This is a genomic window from Enterobacter sp. AN-K1 (assembly GCF_020971765.1).
In the GTDB taxonomy this organism is placed as follows: Bacteria; Pseudomonadota; Gammaproteobacteria; order Enterobacterales; family Enterobacteriaceae; genus Enterobacter; species Enterobacter hormaechei_C.
On sequence record NZ_CP087390.1, the window covers coordinates 2,610,361 to 2,629,308 of the forward strand.

The window sequence follows — 18,948 nt, forward strand, 5'->3', positions numbered from 1 at the left end:
GCCAGAGCGACCGGGGAGAAAAGGCTTAGTGCGCGCGGCCCTGCTCAACGCCCAGGCCGGTTTGCGAGCGGATAAACTGGGCGCGGAATTTTTCACGCTCCAGGTTACCCTCCGGTGAATTATCGGTGGCAGAGAAAATCCAGATCCCGATAAACGCCACGGCAATGGAGAACAGCGCCGGGTATTCATACGGGAAGATAGCGCTTTCGTGACCGAGGATCTGCACCCAGATGGTCGGGCCGAGGATCATCAGAATCACCGCCGTCAGCAGGCCCAGCCAGCCGCCAATCATCGCCCCACGGGTGGTCAGTTTTGACCAGTACATGGAGAGCAGAATGATCGGGAAGTTACAGCTTGCCGCAATCGAGAAGGCCAGTCCCACCATAAAGGCAATGTTCTGCTTCTCGAACAAAATCCCCAGCAGGATGGCGACGACGCCCAGCACCAGCACGGTGATTTTTGAGACCTTCAGCTCATCGCGCTCGCTCGCGCCTTTACGGAAAACGTTGGCGTAAAGGTCATGCGAAACCGCCGACGCGCCGGCCAGCGTCAGCCCTGCAACCACCGCGAGGATGGTGGCAAAGGCCACGGCAGAGATAAAGCCGAGGAACAGGTTGCCGCCCACCGCGTCGGCCAGATGCACCGCCGCCATGTTGTTACCGCCGATAAGCGCGCCCGCCGCGTCTTTGAACGCCGGGTTTGCCCCCACCAGCATGATTGCGCCGAAGCCGATGATAAAGGTCAGAATGTAGAAGTAGCCCATAAAGCCGGTGGCGTAGAAGACGCTCTTACGCGCTTCACGCGCATCTGACACCGTGAAGAAACGCATCAGGATGTGCGGCAGGCCAGCGGTACCGAACATCAGGCCGAGACCGAGCGAGAGCGCGGATATCGGATCTTTCACCAGCCCGCCCGGGCTCATGATCGCTTCCCCTTTCGGGTGGACCGCCATCGCTTCGGTAAACAGATTATTGAAGCTGAACCCGACGTGCTTCATCACCATAAAGGCCATAAAGCTGGCGCCGAACAGCAGCAGTACCGCTTTGATGATCTGTACCCAGGTGGTGGCCAGCATGCCGCCGAACAGGACGTACATCACCATCAGCACGCCGACCAGCACCACCGCGACGTGGTAGTTCAGGCCGAACAGCAGCTCGATCAGTTTGCCCGCGCCGACCATCTGGGCGATCAGATAGAGCGCCACCACCACCAGCGAACCGCAGGCGGAAAGGGAGCGAATCGGCCCCTGCTTCAGGCGATAGGAGGCGACGTCAGCAAAGGTATAGCGTCCCAGGTTACGCAGGCGCTCGGCAATCAGGAACAGAATGATTGGCCAGCCGACGAGGAAGCCGAGGGAGTAGATCAGGCCGTCATACCCGGAGGTATACACCAGCGCGGAAATCCCAAGGAACGAGGCGGCGGACATAAAGTCCCCCGCTATCGCCAGCCCGTTCTGGAAGCCGGTAATGTTTCCGCCCGCGGTGTAGTAATCGTTACGGGAGCGTACGCGTTTCGACGCCCAGTAAGTGATGTACAGCGTCAGCACCACGAAAATCAGGAACATGATAATCGCCTGCCAGTTGGTTGGCTGGCGCTGGACCTCGCCGGTAATGGCATCCGCCGCGTGTGCCGCAAAGGGAAGTGTGGCGGCTAGCGCCGTCAGGACTCGCTTCATGATGCTTTTACCTCGCGCAGAACTTCTTTGTTAAGACGATCGAATTCACCGTTCGCACGCCAGACGTACACACCCGTGAGCACAAACGAAATGATGATCACGCCAATCCCAATCGGAATACCGCGCGTGACGCTGGTACCCTCATGCAGCGGGGTGCCCAGCCAGTGCGGCGCAAAGGCGATCAGCAGAATAAAGCCGACGTAGATAATCAGCATGATGATGGAAAGGATGAAGGCAAACCGTTGCCGTTTTTCGACGAGCTCCCTGTAGTGCGCACTATTCTCTATCTGCTGACAAATATCGTTATTCATCACAGAGTCTCCAGAAGTAAGGTTGGTTTGTTTTTATCCCCTCTCCCCTGTGGGGAGAGGGTGAGGGGAGGAAGGTGCGGTCTGATGCCCTCACCCCGGCCCTCTCCCACGGGGAGAGGGAGAAAACACTAGGAAGGCATTGCGATGGCCTGCTTCTCTTCGAGCAGTTTGTCCACCACGCCAGGATCGGCCAGCGTTGAGGTATCACCGAGGTTACTGGTGTCGCCCGCCGCGATTTTGCGCAGGATACGGCGCATAATCTTGCCGGAACGGGTTTTCGGCAGCGAGTCGGTCCAGTGCAGCACGTCCGGCGTGGCAAGCGGGCCGATCTCTTTACGCACCCAGTTGCGCACCTCGGTATACAGCTCTGGCGACGGCTCTTCGCCGTGGTTCAGAGTGACGTAGGCGTAGATCGCCTGGCCTTTGATGTTGTGAGGAATGCCGACAACCGCCGCTTCGGCAATTTTCGGATGCGACACCAGCGCAGACTCAATCTCCGCCGTGCCCAGACGGTGGCCGGAGACGTTCAGCACGTCGTCCACGCGTCCGGTGATCCAGTAATAACCGTCTTCATCCCGGCGCGCGCCGTCGCCGCTGAAGTACATGTTTTTGAAGGTCGAGAAGTAGGTCTGCTCGAAGCGCTCATGGTCGCCGAACAGGGTACGCGCCTGGCCAGGCCAGGAATCGACGATCACCAGGTTGCCCTCGGTAGCGCCTTCCTGCGGATTGCCTTCGTTGTCCACCAGCGCAGGCTGCACGCCGAAGAACGGACGGGTGGCCGAACCGGCTTTCAGCTGCGTGGCACCCGGCATCGGGGTGATCATGAAGCCGCCGGTTTCGGTCTGCCACCAGGTATCCATCACCGGGCACTTCTCGTTGCCGATCTTCTTCCAGTACCACTCCCAGGCTTCGGGGTTGATCGGCTCGCCCACGGAGCCGAGGATACGCAGGGAAGAGCGGTCGGTCCCTTCGATAGCTTTATCTCCTTCTGCCATCAGCGCGCGGATCGCCGTTGGCGCGGTGTAGAGAATGTTGACCTGATGCTTATCAACCACCTGGCACATACGCGCCGGGGTCGGCCAGTTCGGTACGCCTTCAAACATCAGCGTCGTTGCGCCGCAGGCCAGCGGGCCGTACAGCAGGTAGCTATGACCGGTCACCCAGCCCACGTCGGCGGTACACCAGTAGATGTCGCCCGGATGGTAGTCGAAAACGTATTTAAAGGTGGTGGCCGCGTAAACCAGATAGCCGCCGGTGGTATGCAGTACGCCTTTCGGCTTACCGGTGGAGCCGGAGGTATACAGGATAAACAGCGGATCTTCCGCGTTCATCTCTTCAGGCTGATGCTGGTCGCTCGCGTTTTCAATCAGATCGCTCCACCACAGGTCGCGCCCCTCGTGCCAGTCGATTTTGCCGCCCGTGCGTTTGAAGACAATGACGTTACTGATGGATTTCACGTTCGGGTTTTTCAGCGCTTCATCAACGTTTTTCTTCAGCGGAATACCGCGCCCGGCGCGCACGCCCTCGTCAGCGGTGATCACCAGCTTCGAATTCGAGTCGACAATACGCCCGGCAACCGCCTCCGGCGAGAAACCGCCGAAGATAACGGAGTGGATCGCACCGATGCGCGCGCAGGCCAGCATAGCCACGGCGGCTTCCGGCACCATTGGCATATAGATCGCCACCACATCGCCTTTTTTAATGCCCTGGGCCAGCAGCACGTTGGCAAAGCGGCACACGTCGCGATGAAGTTCTTTATACGAGATGTGTTTACTCTGAGAGGCATCGTCGCCTTCCCAGATGATGGCCGTTTCGTTGCCGCGTTCAGCAAGATGGCGGTCCAGGCAGTTCGCCGCCAGGTTCAGCGTGCCGTCTTCATACCATTTAATGGAGACGTTGCCCGGCGCGAAAGAGGTGTTCTTTACCTTCTGATAAGGTTTGATCCAGTCGAGGATGTGGCCCTGCTCACCCCAGAACGCGTCAGGGCTGGAAACGGACTGCTGGTATTTCTCCTGGTATTGCTCCGGGCTTATCAGGCAACGGTCCGCAATGTTTGCGGGAATGTCGTGTTTGTGTATTTGGCTCATGGCTTTTTTTCTCCTTGTAAGATGTTAATAATATGTCGCAAAAACGTTAATAGTAGGGGCTTTACAAGCTTTGTTTAGTATTTGGGCGACAGATCACGCAATGTCTGAAGAGTATGAAAATTGAGCGAATGAAACTTTGAAGGGAAATAATTCACCTGAAGAATTATTCACTTTTTTGAAGTGAAAATATTTTGTATAACAAATGGTTATTTATGCGAATTGCTATAAATTGCCGTCAATGACACTTTTTGCAGTGAAATGCCTTGTTCTTTAAGGCTTGCGCAGCATGCCGTGCAAATGATACTCATACGGCGCGTTAAAAAATCCCATAAACCAACGCAACACAATTCATACCCTTTCAGTATGTCTCCATATTCATGCAGTTTTGATGGTACGGAGATTTCATTGAGGAAGTCAGTTTCTATGAAAAATTTGAAAGTCAGCCTGGCCTGGCAGATCCTGCTGGCCCTTGTGCTGGGCATCTTGCTGGGCAGTTACCTCCATTATCATAGCGACAGCCGCGAGTGGCTGATTGCGAACCTTCTCTCCCCTGCGGGCGATATCTTTATTCATCTGATCAAGATGATTGTTGTGCCGATTGTGATCTCGACGCTGGTGGTCGGTATCGCGGGTGTCGGTGATGCGAAACAGTTAGGCCGCATCGGCGTTAAAACTATTCTCTATTTCGAAGTGATCACCACGGTTGCCATCGTTCTTGGCATCACCCTTGCGAATGTGTTCCAGCCTGGTGCCGGGATCGATATGTCGCAGCTGGCGACGGTGGATATTTCGAAATACCAAAGCACAACCGCCGATGTGCAGAGCCATTCGCATGGGCTGATGGGGACTATTCTGTCGCTGGTGCCGACCAACATTATCGCGTCCATGGCGAAGGGCGAGATGCTGCCGATCATCTTCTTCTCGGTACTCTTTGGTCTGGGGCTTTCTTCCCTGCCCGCGACGCACCGTGAACCGCTGGTCACCGTGTTCCGATCTGTCTCCGAAACCATGTTCAAAGTCACCCACATGGTGATGCGTTATGCGCCGGTCGGGGTATTCGCGCTGATTGCGGTAACCGTAGCGAACTTCGGCTTTGCCTCCCTGTGGCCGCTGGCGAAGCTGGTGATTCTGGTGCACTTCGCGATTCTGTTCTTCGCGCTGGTAGTGCTGGGCATTGTGGCGCGCCTGTGCGGGCTCAGCATCTGGATCCTGATCCGCATCCTGAAGGATGAGCTGATTCTGGCCTACTCCACGGCAAGCTCCGAGAGCGTGCTGCCGCGTATCATTGAGAAGATGGAGGCCTACGGTGCGCCGGCGTCCATTACCAGCTTCGTGGTGCCAACGGGCTACTCCTTTAACCTGGATGGTTCGACGCTGTATCAGAGTATTGCGGCAATCTTTATCGCGCAGCTGTACGGCATTGACCTGTCGCTGTGGCAGGAGATCGTGCTGGTTCTGACGCTGATGGTGACTTCAAAAGGCATCGCAGGCGTGCCGGGCGTCTCCTTCGTGGTGCTGCTGGCGACGCTGGGCAGCGTCGGTATTCCGCTGGAAGGCCTGGCGTTTATTGCCGGTGTGGACCGTATCCTCGACATGGCGCGTACTGCGCTGAACGTGGTGGGTAATGCGCTGGCGGTGCTGGTTATCTCCAAGTGGGAACACAAGTTCGACCGTAAAAAAGCGCTGGCGTATGAACGCGAGGTGCTGGGTCGTTTTGATAAAACGGCTGACCAGTAACATCCTAAGCCCGGTGGCGCTGCGCTTACCGGGCCTACGGGTTTTGTAGGCCGGGTAAGGCGAAGCCGCCACCCGGCACGTTACTCCCCGCTCAACGCATCAAACTCTTCACACCCGGTATCAAACCCTTCGGTACAGCTCAGGTTTAACCAGTAAAGCGCTTTCTGCTTATTCGGTGTGATAAAGCCTTTCTCACCCTGCCTGAACAGCATTCCTGCCCAGTACTCCGCATAGCCCGTCCGGGACAGAGCCGAACTCCGCTTGAACCACGATGCGGCCTGCACGTCATCCTGAGGGACTTCAACGCCGTTGGCATAGATCAGCCCCAGCAGCTGTTGCGCGTCTACCGCCGAGTCGCTATCGATGTCTTCGGTCGCCGATTGCAGCAGTGCGATGGCCTGCGGGTAGTCGGTTTTGCCCGCCTGCGTGTTCACCAGCACCCGCGCCAGCATGATCGCGCCGCGTTTGCTGCCCGCAATGTTTGCCTGCTGGGCCAGGGCTTTGGCCTGAGCATAGTCGCCCTGCGAAAAGTGGATTTGCGACAGCAGCGCCATGGCGTCGACATCACCGCCTTTTGCCGCTTTTTCCGCCCACAGCGCCGCCTGCGCGCTGTCGCCGGAACTGAACCAGGTATCGGCAAGATAATACTGCGCGCGCGCATCTCCCGCTTCAGCCTGCTTTTTATACTGGCTGCCTATCTCATCGGCATGGGCAAACGCGGTTAAAAATAACAACATCAGAAAAAGGGTTTTCATGGATTCTTATCATCTGGGTACACGCCGCGCAGTATAATCGCGGCGACAGAAGAAAAAAACGGGTGCGTTAAGACCTTAGCATCCCACAAGCCGGGCGGAACACGCGTTCCGCCCGAAGAGGTTAGCCTGCGTTACAGGCTAATTTCGCCGCCACCTCCTGATGTTCACTCTTTATTGAAAACTCACAGAGCTTATCGCGAGTAATAAAGGTAAAGATCACTATCGTCAGGCAAATAATAAAGACGATGCCTAACGTAGTTTTTAATGGCGTCATGCCTTTTACTCCTTGTGAAAAAAAGAATAAGAGGCTACTCTCAACCTGTTGGTTGTTGAGGGGTAGCCTCGGGTAAATGCAAATTTCCCGGGGCTTTCCACTTTCTGTCCCTCAACAATGCTCAAGACAGAAAGTCTTAAGCACCCGCCGCATATCTTATCTCGCTGAATTAAAATGCAAAGATGTAATTAATTTTCGCGCAAATTACATTTTTTCTGCGAGACGCCTTCAGAAATATATATAGATGTAATTAATAGCGATGCCATAAATAATAATGGGGTGAATATCTCACCCCATTTAGTCAGCGATTAATTAACGGCTTCATCCCATTGCACTTTCGCGCAGGCGGGCTTTCAGCTTGTTATATTCGTCGATCACATACTGTTCCGCAGCGTGTTGATCCGCTATTGGCTCCACGTTTACGGCGCAGTATTTATACTCCGGCGTTTTGGTTATCGGGCTTAAGTTCTCCGTCACCAGTTCGTTACAGGCGCCAATCCACCACTGGTAGGTCATATAGACCGCGCCTTTGTTCGGACGGTCGCTGACCTGCGCGCGGGTAATGATGCGGCCTTTACGCGAGTTCACCCACACCAGCGCTTCATCTTCAATACCGAGCCGTTCGGCATCGGCGGTGTTGATCTGCGCGTAGCCCGGTTCATCCGCCAGCGCCGCCAGCGCGGCGCAGTTGCCGGTCATGGAACGACAGGAGTAGTGGCCCACTTCACGCACGGTGGAGAGCACCATCGGATACTCGTCGGTGAGCTTATCGATCGGCGCGACCCAGTCGCAGGTGAAGAACTGCGCCAGCCCGTTCGGGGTGTCGAACTTCTCTTTAAAGAGGTATGACGTCCCCTGATCGGATTCTGATTCATCCCGGCACGGCCACTGGATGTAGCCCAGCTCACCCATTTTTTCATAGGTTGCCCCATAAAAGTCCGGGCACAGATGCCGCAACTCGTCCCAGATCTCCTGGGTGTTGTTGTAGTGCATCGGGTAGCCCATGCGGGTGGCGATTTCGCTGATGATCTGCCAGTCCGTTTTCAGATCCCACTTCGGCTCGACGGCCTTGAAGAAGCGCTGGAAGCCGCGGTCTGCCGCCGTATAGACACCTTCATGCTCGCCCCAGGAGGTCGACGGCAGAATCACATCCGCCGCCGCCGCGGTTTTGGTCATAAAGATATCCTGGACAATCACCAGCTCCAGATCCTCAAAGCCTTTGCGCACTGCGGACAGTTCGGCGTCGGTCTGGAGCGGATCTTCACCCATGATGTAGGCCGCACGTACTTCACCGTGCGCCGCGCGGTGCGGCAGCTCGCTGATGCGGTATCCGGTGTGTGCCGGCAGACTTTCCACGCCCCAGGCCTTCGCAAACTTCTCGCGGTTTTCCGGGAATTTGACGTACTGGTAGCCCGGATAGGTGTCCGGCAGCGCGCCCATATCACACGCACCCTGCACGTTATTCTGACCACGCACCGGGTTCACGCCCACATGCGCTTTACCCAGATTGCCGGTCAGCATGGCGAGGCTGGTGAGCGAGCGCACGGTTTCCACGCCCTGGTAGAACTGGGTCACGCCCATGCCCCACAGAATGGCGGCGGTTTTCGCTCCGGCGTACATCCGCGCCGCCTGGCGGATCTCCTGCGCGCTGACGCCGGTTATCGCCTCTACTGACTCCGGCGTATAGCCTTCGACAATCTTGCGATACTCTTCAAACCCTTCCGTACGGCTCGCGACAAACGCCTGGTCGTAGAGGTTCTCCTCAATAATGACATGCCCCATCGCATTCAACAGCGCGATGTTCGAGCCGTTTTTCAGTGCGATGTGCATATCCGCAATGCGCGCGGTTTCAATTTTACGCGGATCGCAGACGATGATTTTCGCCCCGTTCTGTTTGGCGCGAATAACGTGATTCGCGACGATAGGGTGAGAATCCGCCGGGTTATAGCCGAAGATGAACACCAGATCGGTGTTATCTATCTCATTGATGGCATTACTCATTGCGCCGTTACCGACCGACTGGTGCAGACCTGCAACCGATGGGCCGTGTCAGACGCGAGCGCAGCAGTCGACGTTATTGGTACCAATAACGGCGCGCGCGAATTTTTGCATCACATAGTTGGTTTCATTCCCGGTTCCGCGTGAGGAGCCGGTGGTCTGAATCGCATCCGGGCCATACTTGGCCTTGATGGCGCTGAGGCGCGTGGCGACGTAATCCAGCGCTTCATTCCAGGAGACGGCTTCCAGCTTGCCGCCGCGCTCGCGGCGGATCATAGGGGTTTTCAGGCGCGGCGTGAGGATTTGGGTATCGTTAATAAAATCCCAGCCGTAGTACCCTTTCAGGCACAGCGTGCCCTGATTGGTTTTACCCTGCGCCGCTTCCGCCCGGACGATTTTGCCGTTATCGACCACCAGGTGGATCTTGCAACCTGAGGCACAATAAGGGCAAACCGTGACGACTTTTTTCATCACTTTGCTCCAGTTAAACAGTTCTTACCTGCCCAATATGCAGCTTCTATGCCATGTTTTTACTATGGGTATTTCCTGACTTTACGGCCCTTTGCGGGGCAAAACCCTGACGAAAAACAGCCAATCGTCAAAATTGACGTGTCGAAAGGGCAGGGGATGTGACATGGATTGAATTTCCGTCACGTAAAAAACAATTCGGCTGGAGCCAGCGGCAGAATGGTTCAGACTTAACATAATCCCCTGACGGAAGCATGCGATGAAACCGGCGATTCTGGTGGTTGATGATGATGTCGCAGTCTGCGAACTGCTACAGGATGTGCTCAGCGAGCACGTCTTTACCGTGCTGACGTGTCACACCGGTCAGGACGCGGTGAACCGTGTCCAGCAGGATCCCGGCATTGCGCTGGTTCTGCTGGACATGATGCTGCCGGATATCAACGGATTACAGGTTTTGCTGCAACTGCAAAAGCAGCGACCATCGCTACCGGTGGTGATGCTGACGGGGCTGGGAAGTGAATCAGATGTGGTCGTCGGGCTGGAAATGGGCGCCGATGATTACATCGGAAAACCGTTCAATCCGCGCGTGGTGGTCGCCCGCGTTAAGGCGGTGCTGCGTCGAACCGGCGCGCTGGACGCGGAGCCTGCCGCGCCGCGCGTTGAAGGTATTACCTTTAACGGCTGGACGCTGGACACCACCCGCTGCGAGCTGAGCGATCCGCAGCGTAATACCGTGCCATTAACCCAGGGCGAATACGGCCTGCTGCTGGCATTAACGCAAAACGCCCGCCGGGTACTGAGTCGTGAACAGCTGCTGGAGCTGACCCACAGCGAAAGCGCCGAGGTCTTTGACCGCACTATCGACGTGTTGATCATGCGGCTACGGCGAAAAATTGAGGTCAATCCGCACCAGCCTTTGCTGATCAAAACCATTCGCGGTCTGGGCTATGTTTTTGCCACGGACGTTTCCCATCATGAGAAAGCCGCCTGACCGTTCTCCTGAATAAACGCCTGAAGCTCGGCCAGCGTTTTCGCGCCGTCAATCGCATTGGCCGCCAGCAGGCTGGCCCGCGCGCAGGCGTGCGCCAGATAAATACTCTCGGTAAGCGACAGCGATTCATGGCAACCGTATAAAAAGCCTGCGCAAAACGCGTCGCCCGCACCGACGCTGCCGATAATCTCGTCCTGCGTCAGCTTCCACGAAGGAACCCATTGCCCTTTTTCACCCGGCGCTTCACCCCATGCCCCTTCCGGACAGTGGATCACTACCCGCTGCCGCACGCCTGCTGCCAGCAACTGTGCGGCAGCGTCGGCGATATGGACCATGTTCAGCGCACCATGACCGTCGCGGATCTCAAGCCCGCTAAACTCACCGGCTTCCAGCTCGTTAATCACCAGATAATCAAGATGACGCAGGGCAGGGAGCACCAGCGGCTGATAGCGCGGATCGCCCTTGCGGGAGACCAGATCGAGCGAGGTTTCATACCCCTGATCGCGCATCTGTGCCAGTAACCGCGCGCTGCGGGTGCCAAACTCCTCGTCCGGCATGTCCAGGCTGTCGAGCAGCAGCAGATAGCCGAGATGGAAGATCTTCAGCGATCCGTCTAAACGATCGAAGGCGGGAAGATCCAGCAGGCGGTTGGCGCCCGGCGAGTGGAAAAAGGTGCGCTGTCCGCTGGGGTCGGTCATCACCTGCGACATCGACGTTGGGGCGAACGTCGTGCGCTGCACGCGCTGGCGATTGACGTGATACTGGTCGAGCATCGCCAGAATATAGTCTCCGTCGCTGTCTTCCCCAATCAGCCCCACCGCCTGTAGCGGCAGGCCGACGTGCATTTTCGCCAGCGTCAGCAGAACGTTGAGCGGCGCACCGCCGGTTGAGCGTTCACTGTGGGTGATTTCCGCCAGCCAGCCGCGCTCCGGCCACTGCACGATCTGGTGAACGTGATCCACCAGCATGTTGCCTGCGGCGATAATCCCTTTGCGTTCCATTATGCCTGCCCCGCGCTGCCGAAGATGCGCATCTGCTCCGCGACCGTATCGGTAATGGCCTCTTCAATACCCAGCAGCAGTTCGGCAAATTCATCGTACAGCGGCTGGCGGTTTGCCATGCGCTGCTCAACGGCGGCGAGCGCGGCCTGCGACATGCCGGTATAGAAGTTGATTTTATGAATGCCCAGCTCGATGGCGCGGCGGAAATCAGCATCGCTGATGCCAGAGCCGCCGTGTAACACCAGCGGCAGGCCCGTCTGCTGGCGAATGGCGTCCAGACGCGGGAAATCAAGCTTCGGCTCGCCCTTGTATTTGCCGTGCGCGTTGCCAATGGCGACCGCCAGCGCATCGATGCCGGTTGAATCAACAAACTCGCGCGCCAGCTGTGGGTCGGTAAAGAACGCTTCGTCCGCATGCCCGTACAGCGCGCCGCCTTCATCTCCGCCGACTGCGCCCAGCTCCGCCTCCACCGAGACGCCCACCGCGTGGCACATCTTCACCACTTCCCGGGTCTGGCGGATATTTTCCTCATAGCTCAGCGTCGAGCCGTCGAACATCACCGAGCTGAACCCTAAGCGCAGGGCGCGCACGACGGCCTCAAAATGCAGGCCATGGTCGAGGTTAAGCACCACGGGAATATTGTGACGGGCGGCTTCGAACTTCACCGCTTCCACCAGTGACTCCAGAGACACGTACTTAAAATGCACTTCCGCGATGTTGATGATAAACGGCGAACGTTCCTGCTTCGCGGCGGCAAACAGCGCGCGCAGAAAATGGGAGTCGAGAACGTTGAACGCGCCCAGGGCGTAGCGGTGTTCTCTGGCGTGTGCCAGACCGTCGGCAAGAGAAATCAATGGCATCATTCACTCCTTATATCCGAAACAGGGTGTACTCGTTGCACAGCACCAGCACCGCCGGTTCGTCTTCTTCGATGGTGTTATAGCGGTCAATGGGCTGTAAAAAGTGGTTGTCGTGTTCATCGTCATTGACCGACGACACTTCGCCCACCAGCACGTCGCCAAAGCCGCGTTCGCCCCAGAAACTATGGTACAGGCCGGGCGTCAGGCAGATGCTTTCCCCTGGCGTGAGGCGCAGCTGACTGCCGGGCGCGTGCGTCTGCCGACAACCGTCTATCGTGACGATCACGTCGGTGTTTTCGGTCTCCTCATGCGCCCCCGCATTCCATAACTCAATAATCAGATTCCCGCCGCCGCGGTTGATGATGTCCTCCCGCTTGCGCCAGTGGAAATGCATCGGCGTCACCTGGCCGTCGCGCACGTGCATGATTTTTTCGGCATAGCACTTCTCATAAGGCACGCCGTTGGGGGAGCCGTTGCGCAGGGTGAACAGCGTCAGCCCCTGTGCGGCAAAGTGGTTGCCGCCAAACGCCGTCACGTCCCAGCCGAGCCTGAGGTCGAACACCTCCTGCCAGGCGGCCTGGTCAAGCTGCTGCCATTTTGTTGGCGGAAAGCTGGCAAACGGCGGGAGATGCACGTCGTGCATGGAGAAGAACTGCCGCGTGTGGCCGAGGATTTCATTGATGTCGGAGCGTTTCATGGGGACTCCTTGAGTTTTATGCCACCCCCTCACCCCGGCCCTCTCCCTCAAGGGAGAGGGTGAGTAAGTTCCCTCTCCCTTGAGGGAGAGGGTTAGGGTGAGGGCATCAGGCCGCACCGGGTTTACTTAACCGTCCACCCCTTATACGTGCCGACGTTCTTTTTATCGATCATCGTCACCGGGATCAGCACAGGCTCTTTCGGCGCAGGTTTGCCCTGAAGAATGTCATAGCCGATCTCCACCGCCTTCGCCGCCATCACCTGCGGATCCTGCGCCGGCGTCGCCACAAACAGGGAGTTTTCGCGCTTCAGGGCTTCTTCACCGTCCGGGCTGCCATCCACGCCAACGATAAAGAACTCATTACGTTGAGCCTGTTTCGCTGCCAGATCGGCGCCGATCGCCGTCGGATCGTTAATTGCGAATACGCCGTCGATCTTCGGATTGGCCGCCAGCAGGGAGGTCATGACCTCCAGTCCGCCTTCGCGGCTGCCTTTGGCGTTCTGATTATCCGAAAGCACTTTGATATCCGGGTGGCGCCTGAACTCGGTCTGGCAGCCCTCCACGCGGTTTTGTACCGCAGAAACCGGCGGCCCGTTGATGATCACCACGTTGCCTTTACCTTTCAGGCGGTCGGTTATGTACTTACAGGCCATCTCCCCCGCCTGGGTGTTATCGGAGGTGATGGTCGCATCAGCCCCTTCCGCCGCCACGTCAACCGCCACGACCACGATCCCCGCCTCTTTCGCACGCTTCACCGCCGGGCCGATCCCTTTGGAATCCGCGGCGTTGAGGATGATCATGTCCACTTTCGCCGCAATGAAGTTGTCGATCTGCGACACCTGCTGGCCCAGATCGTACCCGCTGGAGACCAGCGTCACCTTGACGTTATCCCCCGCCAGCTTGCGCGCTTCCAGCTCGGCGCCTTTGGTGATCTGTACGAAGAACGGGTTAGCCAGGTCGCCCACCGTCACGCCGATGGACTTCAGATCTTTTGCCTGCGCAAACGGGGTTGCGGCCAGCAGCGCGCCAGCACAGAGCGCGGTCACTAAGGGCTTCAATCTCATGCTGTATTCCTCACGTAGGGTATTGTTGTTATGCACTTTGATGGTGTCGGGTACGGTATTTGTCGATCAGCACCGCTATGATGATCACCGCCCCTTTGATCACCAGCTGCCAGAAGTAGGAGACGCCCATCAGCGTCATGCCGTTGTTGAGGGTGGCGATGATCAATGCACCGACCAGCGTGCCGGTGATCGTGCCGATCCCGCCGACGAAGCTGGTTCCGCCGAGGATCACCGCCGCAATCGCATCCAGCTCGTACCCCGTGCCGAGGTTGCCGTTGGCGCTGTAGAGGCGCGAGGCGCTCATCACGCCGCCTAATCCCGAGAGCAGGCCGCTCATGCCGTAGACAAACAGCAGCACCAGCCAGACCTTGATGCCGGTTAAGCGTGCCGCCTGCATATTGCCGCCGACCGCATAGATGTGAACGCCGAGGGTTGTGCGACGCAGAATAAACCAGCACACCACAATCACCGCCAGGGCGATCACCACCAGCCACGGAATCGGGCCGAGGTAGTTGTTGCCGATCCACTCGAAGTTAATGTTGGAGTTAATGACCGTCGTGCCGTCCGCCAGCAGATACGCCGCGCCGCGCAGTGCCGTATAGGTGCCGAGGGTGACGATAAACGGCGGCAGCCCGGCAAAGGCCACCAGCGCGCCGTTGAACAGCCCCAGCACCATACCGAGCATCAGCGCCGCCGGAATGGAGAGCATCGCAAATTCAGGGATAAGCGAGACCACCATCGCCGCTACCGCCGTAGTGCCCAGAATCGAGCCCACAGAGAGGTCAATCCCGCCGGTCAGGATGATGAAGGTCATCCCCGCCGCCAGCACGATGTTGATCGACGCCTGCCGGGTAATATTCAGCAGGTTGCTCTCGGTGAAAAAGTTCGGGGCGATAAAGCCAAATACCGCCACAATCAGGATTAAAATCGGCAAAATGCCGATCGTTTGCATCAGATCGCTCATCAGCATTTTTTTGGCGGAGGCGGATTTCGCCACCTGCTGCGGATGGGTTGGAGTTGTCATAATTACACCGCCTGATGATGTGTGTCGTTCACGCCGGTTGCCAGCGTCATAATGTTTTCCTGAGAGATGTCGCGTCCGTGGAGTTCACCCGCGATGCTGCCTTCCCGCATCACGTACACCCGGTCGCTCATGCCCACCACTTCCGGCAGCTCGCTGGAGATCATCAGAATCGCCACCCCTTTGCGCGCCATCTGGTTCATGATGCGGTAGATCTCGCTTTTCGCGCCGACGTCCACGCCGCGCGTAGGTTCGTCCAGAATCAGAATGCGCGGGCCAATCGCCACCCAGCGGGAGATCAGCAGCTTTTGCTGGTTGCCGCCGGAGAGCCCGCCCGCGCGCACCTGAGAATGCGGCACGCGGATATTGAGCAGGGCGATGGCGTCATCGGAAATAGACTGCGCTTTTTTGCGGTTCAGCCAGCCGAAGGTGGCGTCGCGCTCCAGCGTCGCCATGGTGATGTTCTCCTGCGCCGCCAGCTCCAGAAACAGCCCCTGCTCCTTGCGGTTCTCGGTAAGAAAACCGATGCCGTTTTCGATGGCCGCGCGCGGAGAGTGGATCACCACCGGCTCGCCATCGACCTCAATCATGCCGCCCGTGGCTTTACGCACGCCGAAGATCAGCTGCGCCAGCTCGGAGCGACCGGCCCCGACCAGCCCCGCCAGCCCGACGATTTCACCGGAGCGAACCTGCAAACTGCACGGCAGCACTTTTTTGCCATCTGTCAGGTGGTGCACGTTCAGACGCGGGCTGCCGAGCGGAATATCGCGCTCTTTGTTAAACAGATCGCTGAGCGGGCGGCCCACCATCATGCGCACCAACTCAGAGGCATTCAGCTTGTCGCGCGTCAGGCTGCCGACGTACTGCCCGTCGCGCAGGACGCTGACGCGGTCGGAGAGTTCATACACTTCCGCCATGCGGTGGCTGATGTAGATAATCGCCATCCCTTCATCGCGCAGGCGCAAAATCAGTTCGAACAGACGGTGGGTTTCGCGCGAGGAGAGGGCGGCGGTGGGTTCATCCATCACCAGAATACGGCTGTTGCGGTGCAGCGCGCGGGCGATCTCCACCTGCTGTTGCTCGGCGATGGTCAGCTTCATGACCAGGTCGGTGGCGCTGAACTGCGCGCCCAGACGGTCAATGACCGCCTGCGCCTGGGCAGCCATCTCTTTGCGCTGGACCAGCCCGCCGCGCGACAGCTCGCTGCCGAGAAAAATGTTTTCCGCCACGGTCAGGTTAGGAGCAAGCTGCATCTCCTGATAAATCAGGGTAATGCCTGCGGCCAGCGCATCCTTCGGCCCTTTGATGTGAAACGGCTGACCGTCGATGAGGATGTCGCCGCTGCTGGCGGTATAGGCGCCTGCGAGGATCTTCATCAGCGTGCTTTTTCCGGCGCCGTTTTCCCCCATCAGCGCGTGGATCTCACCGGGGAAAACCGTCAAATCCACACCCTTGAGCGCGTGGAAATTGCCAAACGTCTTGGCAATATTGCGCATCTCTAAAACCGGGGTTCTGCTCATGGCGGATCTCCTGTGAATGTCGATATCTGCACTTCATCACAGGTGCGTAAATGCAAAATGTCAGAAGCTGTTCATATTTGTCATAGTTATGAATAGCTAATCGCCATCACATTTTCCTTTTCCCTCTCCCTGTGGGAGAGGGCCAGGGTGAGGGCACCAAACCGCAGAGGAGCCCAAACCCATGTCTTCACGCCCCCCGTTCTTCACCAGCGCCCGCGGTCGCCTGCTGATATTTAACCTGCTGGTGGTGGCGGTAACGCTGATGGTAAGCGGCGTGGCGGTGCTCGGCTTTCGTCATGCCAGCCAGATCCAGGAGCAGGTGCAGCAGCAAACGCTGGATGATATGACTGGCAGCATGAACCTCGCGCGTGATACCGCGAATGTGGCGACGGCGGCGGTGCGGCTGTCGCAGGTAGTCGGTGCGCTGGAGTACAAAGGCGAAGCTGAACGGCTGAAACAGACGCAGATGGCGCTGCGCCACTCGCTGGAGCAGCTTGCCGATGCGCCGCTGGCGCAGCAGGAGCCGGCGCTGGTGGCGAGTATTATCCGCAGGAGCAATGAGTTACAGCAGAGCGTGACGGGAATGCTGGAGCGCGGGCAAAAACGGCATCTGGAGCGTAACGCGCTGCTCAGCGCGCTGTATCAAAGCCAAAGCTACCTGCGTCATTTGCAGGATATCAACCGCCGTTACGCGAGCAATGTGCCAGACGCCCGGCAGCTTGCAGAGATGGACAGGCTGATCGTTGCCGCCATTGATACCCCTTCACCGCGCGCCACGGTGCAGCAGCTGGATGCAGTAACCGCGATGTTACCCGCGAGCGCCCTGCAACCGGTGGTCAACCTGGTGCTCCCGGATTTTAATGATGAGCTGCGCAAGCTCGCGCCACTGTCAAAGCAGCTGGAGGAGAGCGATCTGTCCATCAGCTGGTACATGTTCCACATCAAGGCGCTGGTGGCGATATTAAACCGCGACATCAATCAGTACGTTGAACAGGTGGCGCAGGCCTCCCGGCTGCGTACCGCCCAAAGCCACCAGGAGCTGCGCTCCATCAGCGTGTTTATCAGCGTCTTCGCGGTGCTGGCGCTGATCATCACCGGCTGCGCCTGCTGGTATATTTACCGCAATCTGGGCTCCAACCTGACGGCTATCTCAAGGGCAATGTCGCGCCTCGCTCACGGCGAGCAGGATGTGTCGGTGCCCGCGCTACAGCGGCGTGATGAGCTGGGGGAACTGGCGCGCGCGTTTAACGTTTTTGCCCGCAATACCGCTTCGCTGGAGCACACCACGCGGCTACTGAAGGAGAAGACCTCGCAGATGGAGGTCGACCGCATCGAACGTCAGGGGCTGGAGGAGGCGCTGCTGCACAGCCAGAAAATGAAGGCGGTTGGGCAACTGACGGGCGGGCTGGCGCATGATTTTAATAACCTGCTGGCGGTGATTATCGGCAGTCTGGAGCTGACCGATTCAGCGTCACCGGACGCGCCGCGCATCACTCGTGCGCTCAAAGCCGCGGAACGCGGGGCCATGCTCACCCAGCGTCTGCTGGCCTTCTCGCGCAAGCAATCCCTGCAACCTCATGCGGTAGAGATGAAGCCGCTGCTGGAGAACCTGAGCGAGCTGATGCGGCACTCGCTTCCCGCCACGCTGACGCTGGATATTGAAGCGCAAACCCCGGCCTGGCCCGCATGGATTGACGTCAGCCAGCTGGAAAACGCCATTATCAACCTGGTAATGAACGCCCGTGATGCAATGGAGGGGCAAAATGGTGTAATCAAAATCCGCACCTGGAACCAGCGTGTGACCCGCAGCGACGGGCGCAGGCAGGATATGGTCGCGCTGGAGGTGATTGACCACGGCTGCGGGATGTCGCAGGAGGTGAAATCGCAGGTCTTTGAACCGTTCTTCACCACCAAACAGACCGGCAGCGGCAGCGGGTTAGGGCTGTCGATGGTGTACGGCTTTGTGCGTCAGTCCGGGGGGCGCGTTGAGATCGAAAGCGCGCCGGGGCAGGGAACCACCGTGCGGCTCCAGCTGCCGCGCTCGACGCTGCCCGCGTTCTCCGATGATGCCGCGCTGGCGACCACGGCCCCGGCAGAGAGTGAGCTGCTTGTGCTGGTCCTGGAAGATGAGGCGGGCGTGCGGCAGACACTGTGCGAGCAACTGCACCAGCTTGGCTACCTGACGCTTGAAGCCGAAAACGGCGAGCAGGCGCTGAACATGCTGGACGCATCGCCGGATATCGGCATGTTTATCAGCGACCTGATGTTGCCGGGCGGCCTGAGCGGCGCGGAGGTGATCGGCCATGTACGCAGCCACTATCCGCAGTTGCCGGTGCTGCTGATCAGCGGGCAGGATTTGCGCCCGGCGCATAACCCGCAGCTGCCGGACGTTCAGTTACTGCGAAAACCGTTCACCCGCGCACAGCTGGCGCAGGCGCTGCGCAAGGTGATGGTAATTTGAGATTCCTCCGCTACTCCCGCTAACAGCC

General features: G+C 58.2%; 15 protein-coding genes. 3 read left to right on the forward strand and 12 right to left on the reverse strand.

Annotated elements, in window-relative coordinates; all coding sequences use genetic code 11:
• Positions 1-25: 25 nt before the first annotated feature.
• The 3 genes from actP to acs all read right to left on the reverse strand — a co-directional run bounded on the left by actP (position 26) and on the right by acs (position 4,073).
• Positions 26-1,675 carry a cation/acetate symporter ActP gene (actP, locus tag LOC22_RS12490; protein ID WP_032672106.1) on the reverse strand — a complete coding sequence of 550 codons (1,650 nt, stop codon included), beginning with the start codon at positions 1,673-1,675 and terminating at the stop codon, positions 26-28.
• The gene (locus tag LOC22_RS12495) at positions 1,672-1,986 is read right to left on the reverse strand and encodes a DUF485 domain-containing protein (RefSeq protein ID WP_047731407.1); all 315 of its coding nucleotides are present in this window, start codon (positions 1,984-1,986) and stop codon (positions 1,672-1,674) included. Before LOC22_RS12495 ends, actP begins: the two co-directional genes overlap by 4 nt.
• A 128-nt stretch (positions 1,987-2,114) precedes the next feature.
• The gene (gene acs, locus LOC22_RS12500; RefSeq protein ID WP_015570198.1) at positions 2,115-4,073 is read right to left on the reverse strand and encodes an acetate--CoA ligase; all 1,959 of its coding nucleotides are present in this window, start codon (positions 4,071-4,073) and stop codon (positions 2,115-2,117) included.
• 423 nt (positions 4,074-4,496) lie between these two features.
• On the opposite strand from acs, the gene gltP reads away from it, so the two are divergent.
• Positions 4,497-5,810 carry a glutamate/aspartate:proton symporter GltP gene (gltP, locus tag LOC22_RS12505; protein ID WP_015570199.1) on the forward strand — a complete coding sequence of 438 codons (1,314 nt, stop codon included), beginning with the start codon at positions 4,497-4,499 and terminating at the stop codon, positions 5,808-5,810.
• Positions 5,811-5,890: 80 nt separating this feature from the next.
• Here gltP and LOC22_RS12510 read toward each other — a convergent pair whose 3' ends face one another.
• From LOC22_RS12510 to fdhF, 3 genes are all read right to left on the reverse strand, one after another.
• Complete coding sequence (locus LOC22_RS12510; RefSeq protein ID WP_015570200.1) at positions 5,891-6,565, reverse strand: tetratricopeptide repeat protein; 675 nt, start codon at positions 6,563-6,565, stop codon at positions 5,891-5,893.
• A gap of 121 nt (positions 6,566-6,686) precedes the next feature.
• Complete coding sequence (locus LOC22_RS12515) at positions 6,687-6,839, reverse strand: Hok/Gef family protein (RefSeq protein WP_023295770.1); 153 nt, start codon at positions 6,837-6,839, stop codon at positions 6,687-6,689.
• A 321-nt stretch (positions 6,840-7,160) separates the two neighbouring features.
• Entirely contained in the window at positions 7,161-9,308 is a 2,148-nt protein-coding gene (gene fdhF, locus LOC22_RS12520; RefSeq protein ID WP_080024796.1) for a formate dehydrogenase subunit alpha, read from the reverse strand.
• Positions 9,309-9,564: 256 nt separating this feature from the next.
• On the opposite strand from fdhF, the gene LOC22_RS12525 reads away from it, so the two are divergent.
• The gene (locus tag LOC22_RS12525; protein WP_015570202.1) at positions 9,565-10,296 is read left to right on the forward strand and encodes a response regulator; all 732 of its coding nucleotides are present in this window, start codon (positions 9,565-9,567) and stop codon (positions 10,294-10,296) included.
• On the opposite strand, the gene LOC22_RS12530 is transcribed toward LOC22_RS12525, so the two are convergent.
• From LOC22_RS12530 to LOC22_RS12555, 6 genes are all read right to left on the reverse strand, one after another.
• Complete coding sequence (locus LOC22_RS12530; RefSeq protein WP_023295771.1) at positions 10,278-11,297, reverse strand: carbohydrate kinase family protein; 1,020 nt, start codon at positions 11,295-11,297, stop codon at positions 10,278-10,280. The two genes, LOC22_RS12525 and LOC22_RS12530, sit on opposite strands and share 19 nt — an antisense overlap.
• Positions 11,297-12,157: a ketose 1,6-bisphosphate aldolase gene (locus tag LOC22_RS12535; protein WP_045911460.1), complete on the reverse strand. Its 861-nt coding sequence runs from the start codon at positions 12,155-12,157 to the stop codon at positions 11,297-11,299. Before LOC22_RS12535 ends, LOC22_RS12530 begins: the two co-directional genes overlap by 1 nt.
• 10 nt (positions 12,158-12,167) lie before the next feature.
• Positions 12,168-12,854, reverse strand: coding sequence for a D-lyxose/D-mannose family sugar isomerase (locus LOC22_RS12540; RefSeq protein ID WP_047726984.1), 687 nt, complete (start codon positions 12,852-12,854; stop codon positions 12,168-12,170).
• A 122-nt stretch (positions 12,855-12,976) separates the two neighbouring features.
• The gene (locus LOC22_RS12545) at positions 12,977-13,918 is read right to left on the reverse strand and encodes an ABC transporter substrate-binding protein (protein WP_003860240.1); all 942 of its coding nucleotides are present in this window, start codon (positions 13,916-13,918) and stop codon (positions 12,977-12,979) included.
• Positions 13,919-13,946: 28 nt separating this feature from the next.
• Positions 13,947-14,942 carry an ABC transporter permease subunit gene (locus LOC22_RS12550; protein ID WP_003860239.1) on the reverse strand — a complete coding sequence of 332 codons (996 nt, stop codon included), beginning with the start codon at positions 14,940-14,942 and terminating at the stop codon, positions 13,947-13,949.
• Positions 14,943-14,944: 2 nt separating this feature from the next.
• Positions 14,945-16,459 (reverse strand): sugar ABC transporter ATP-binding protein, encoded by a 1,515-nt coding sequence (locus LOC22_RS12555; RefSeq protein ID WP_017382641.1) that lies wholly within the window; start codon positions 16,457-16,459, stop codon positions 14,945-14,947.
• A 181-nt stretch (positions 16,460-16,640) separates the two neighbouring features.
• Here LOC22_RS12555 and LOC22_RS12560 point away from each other — a divergent pair, with 181 nt between their 5' ends.
• A complete protein-coding gene (locus LOC22_RS12560; protein WP_230238938.1) occupies positions 16,641-18,920 on the forward strand; it encodes a hybrid sensor histidine kinase/response regulator in 2,280 nt (759 codons plus the stop codon).
• The last annotated feature ends 28 nt before the right edge of the window (positions 18,921-18,948 follow it).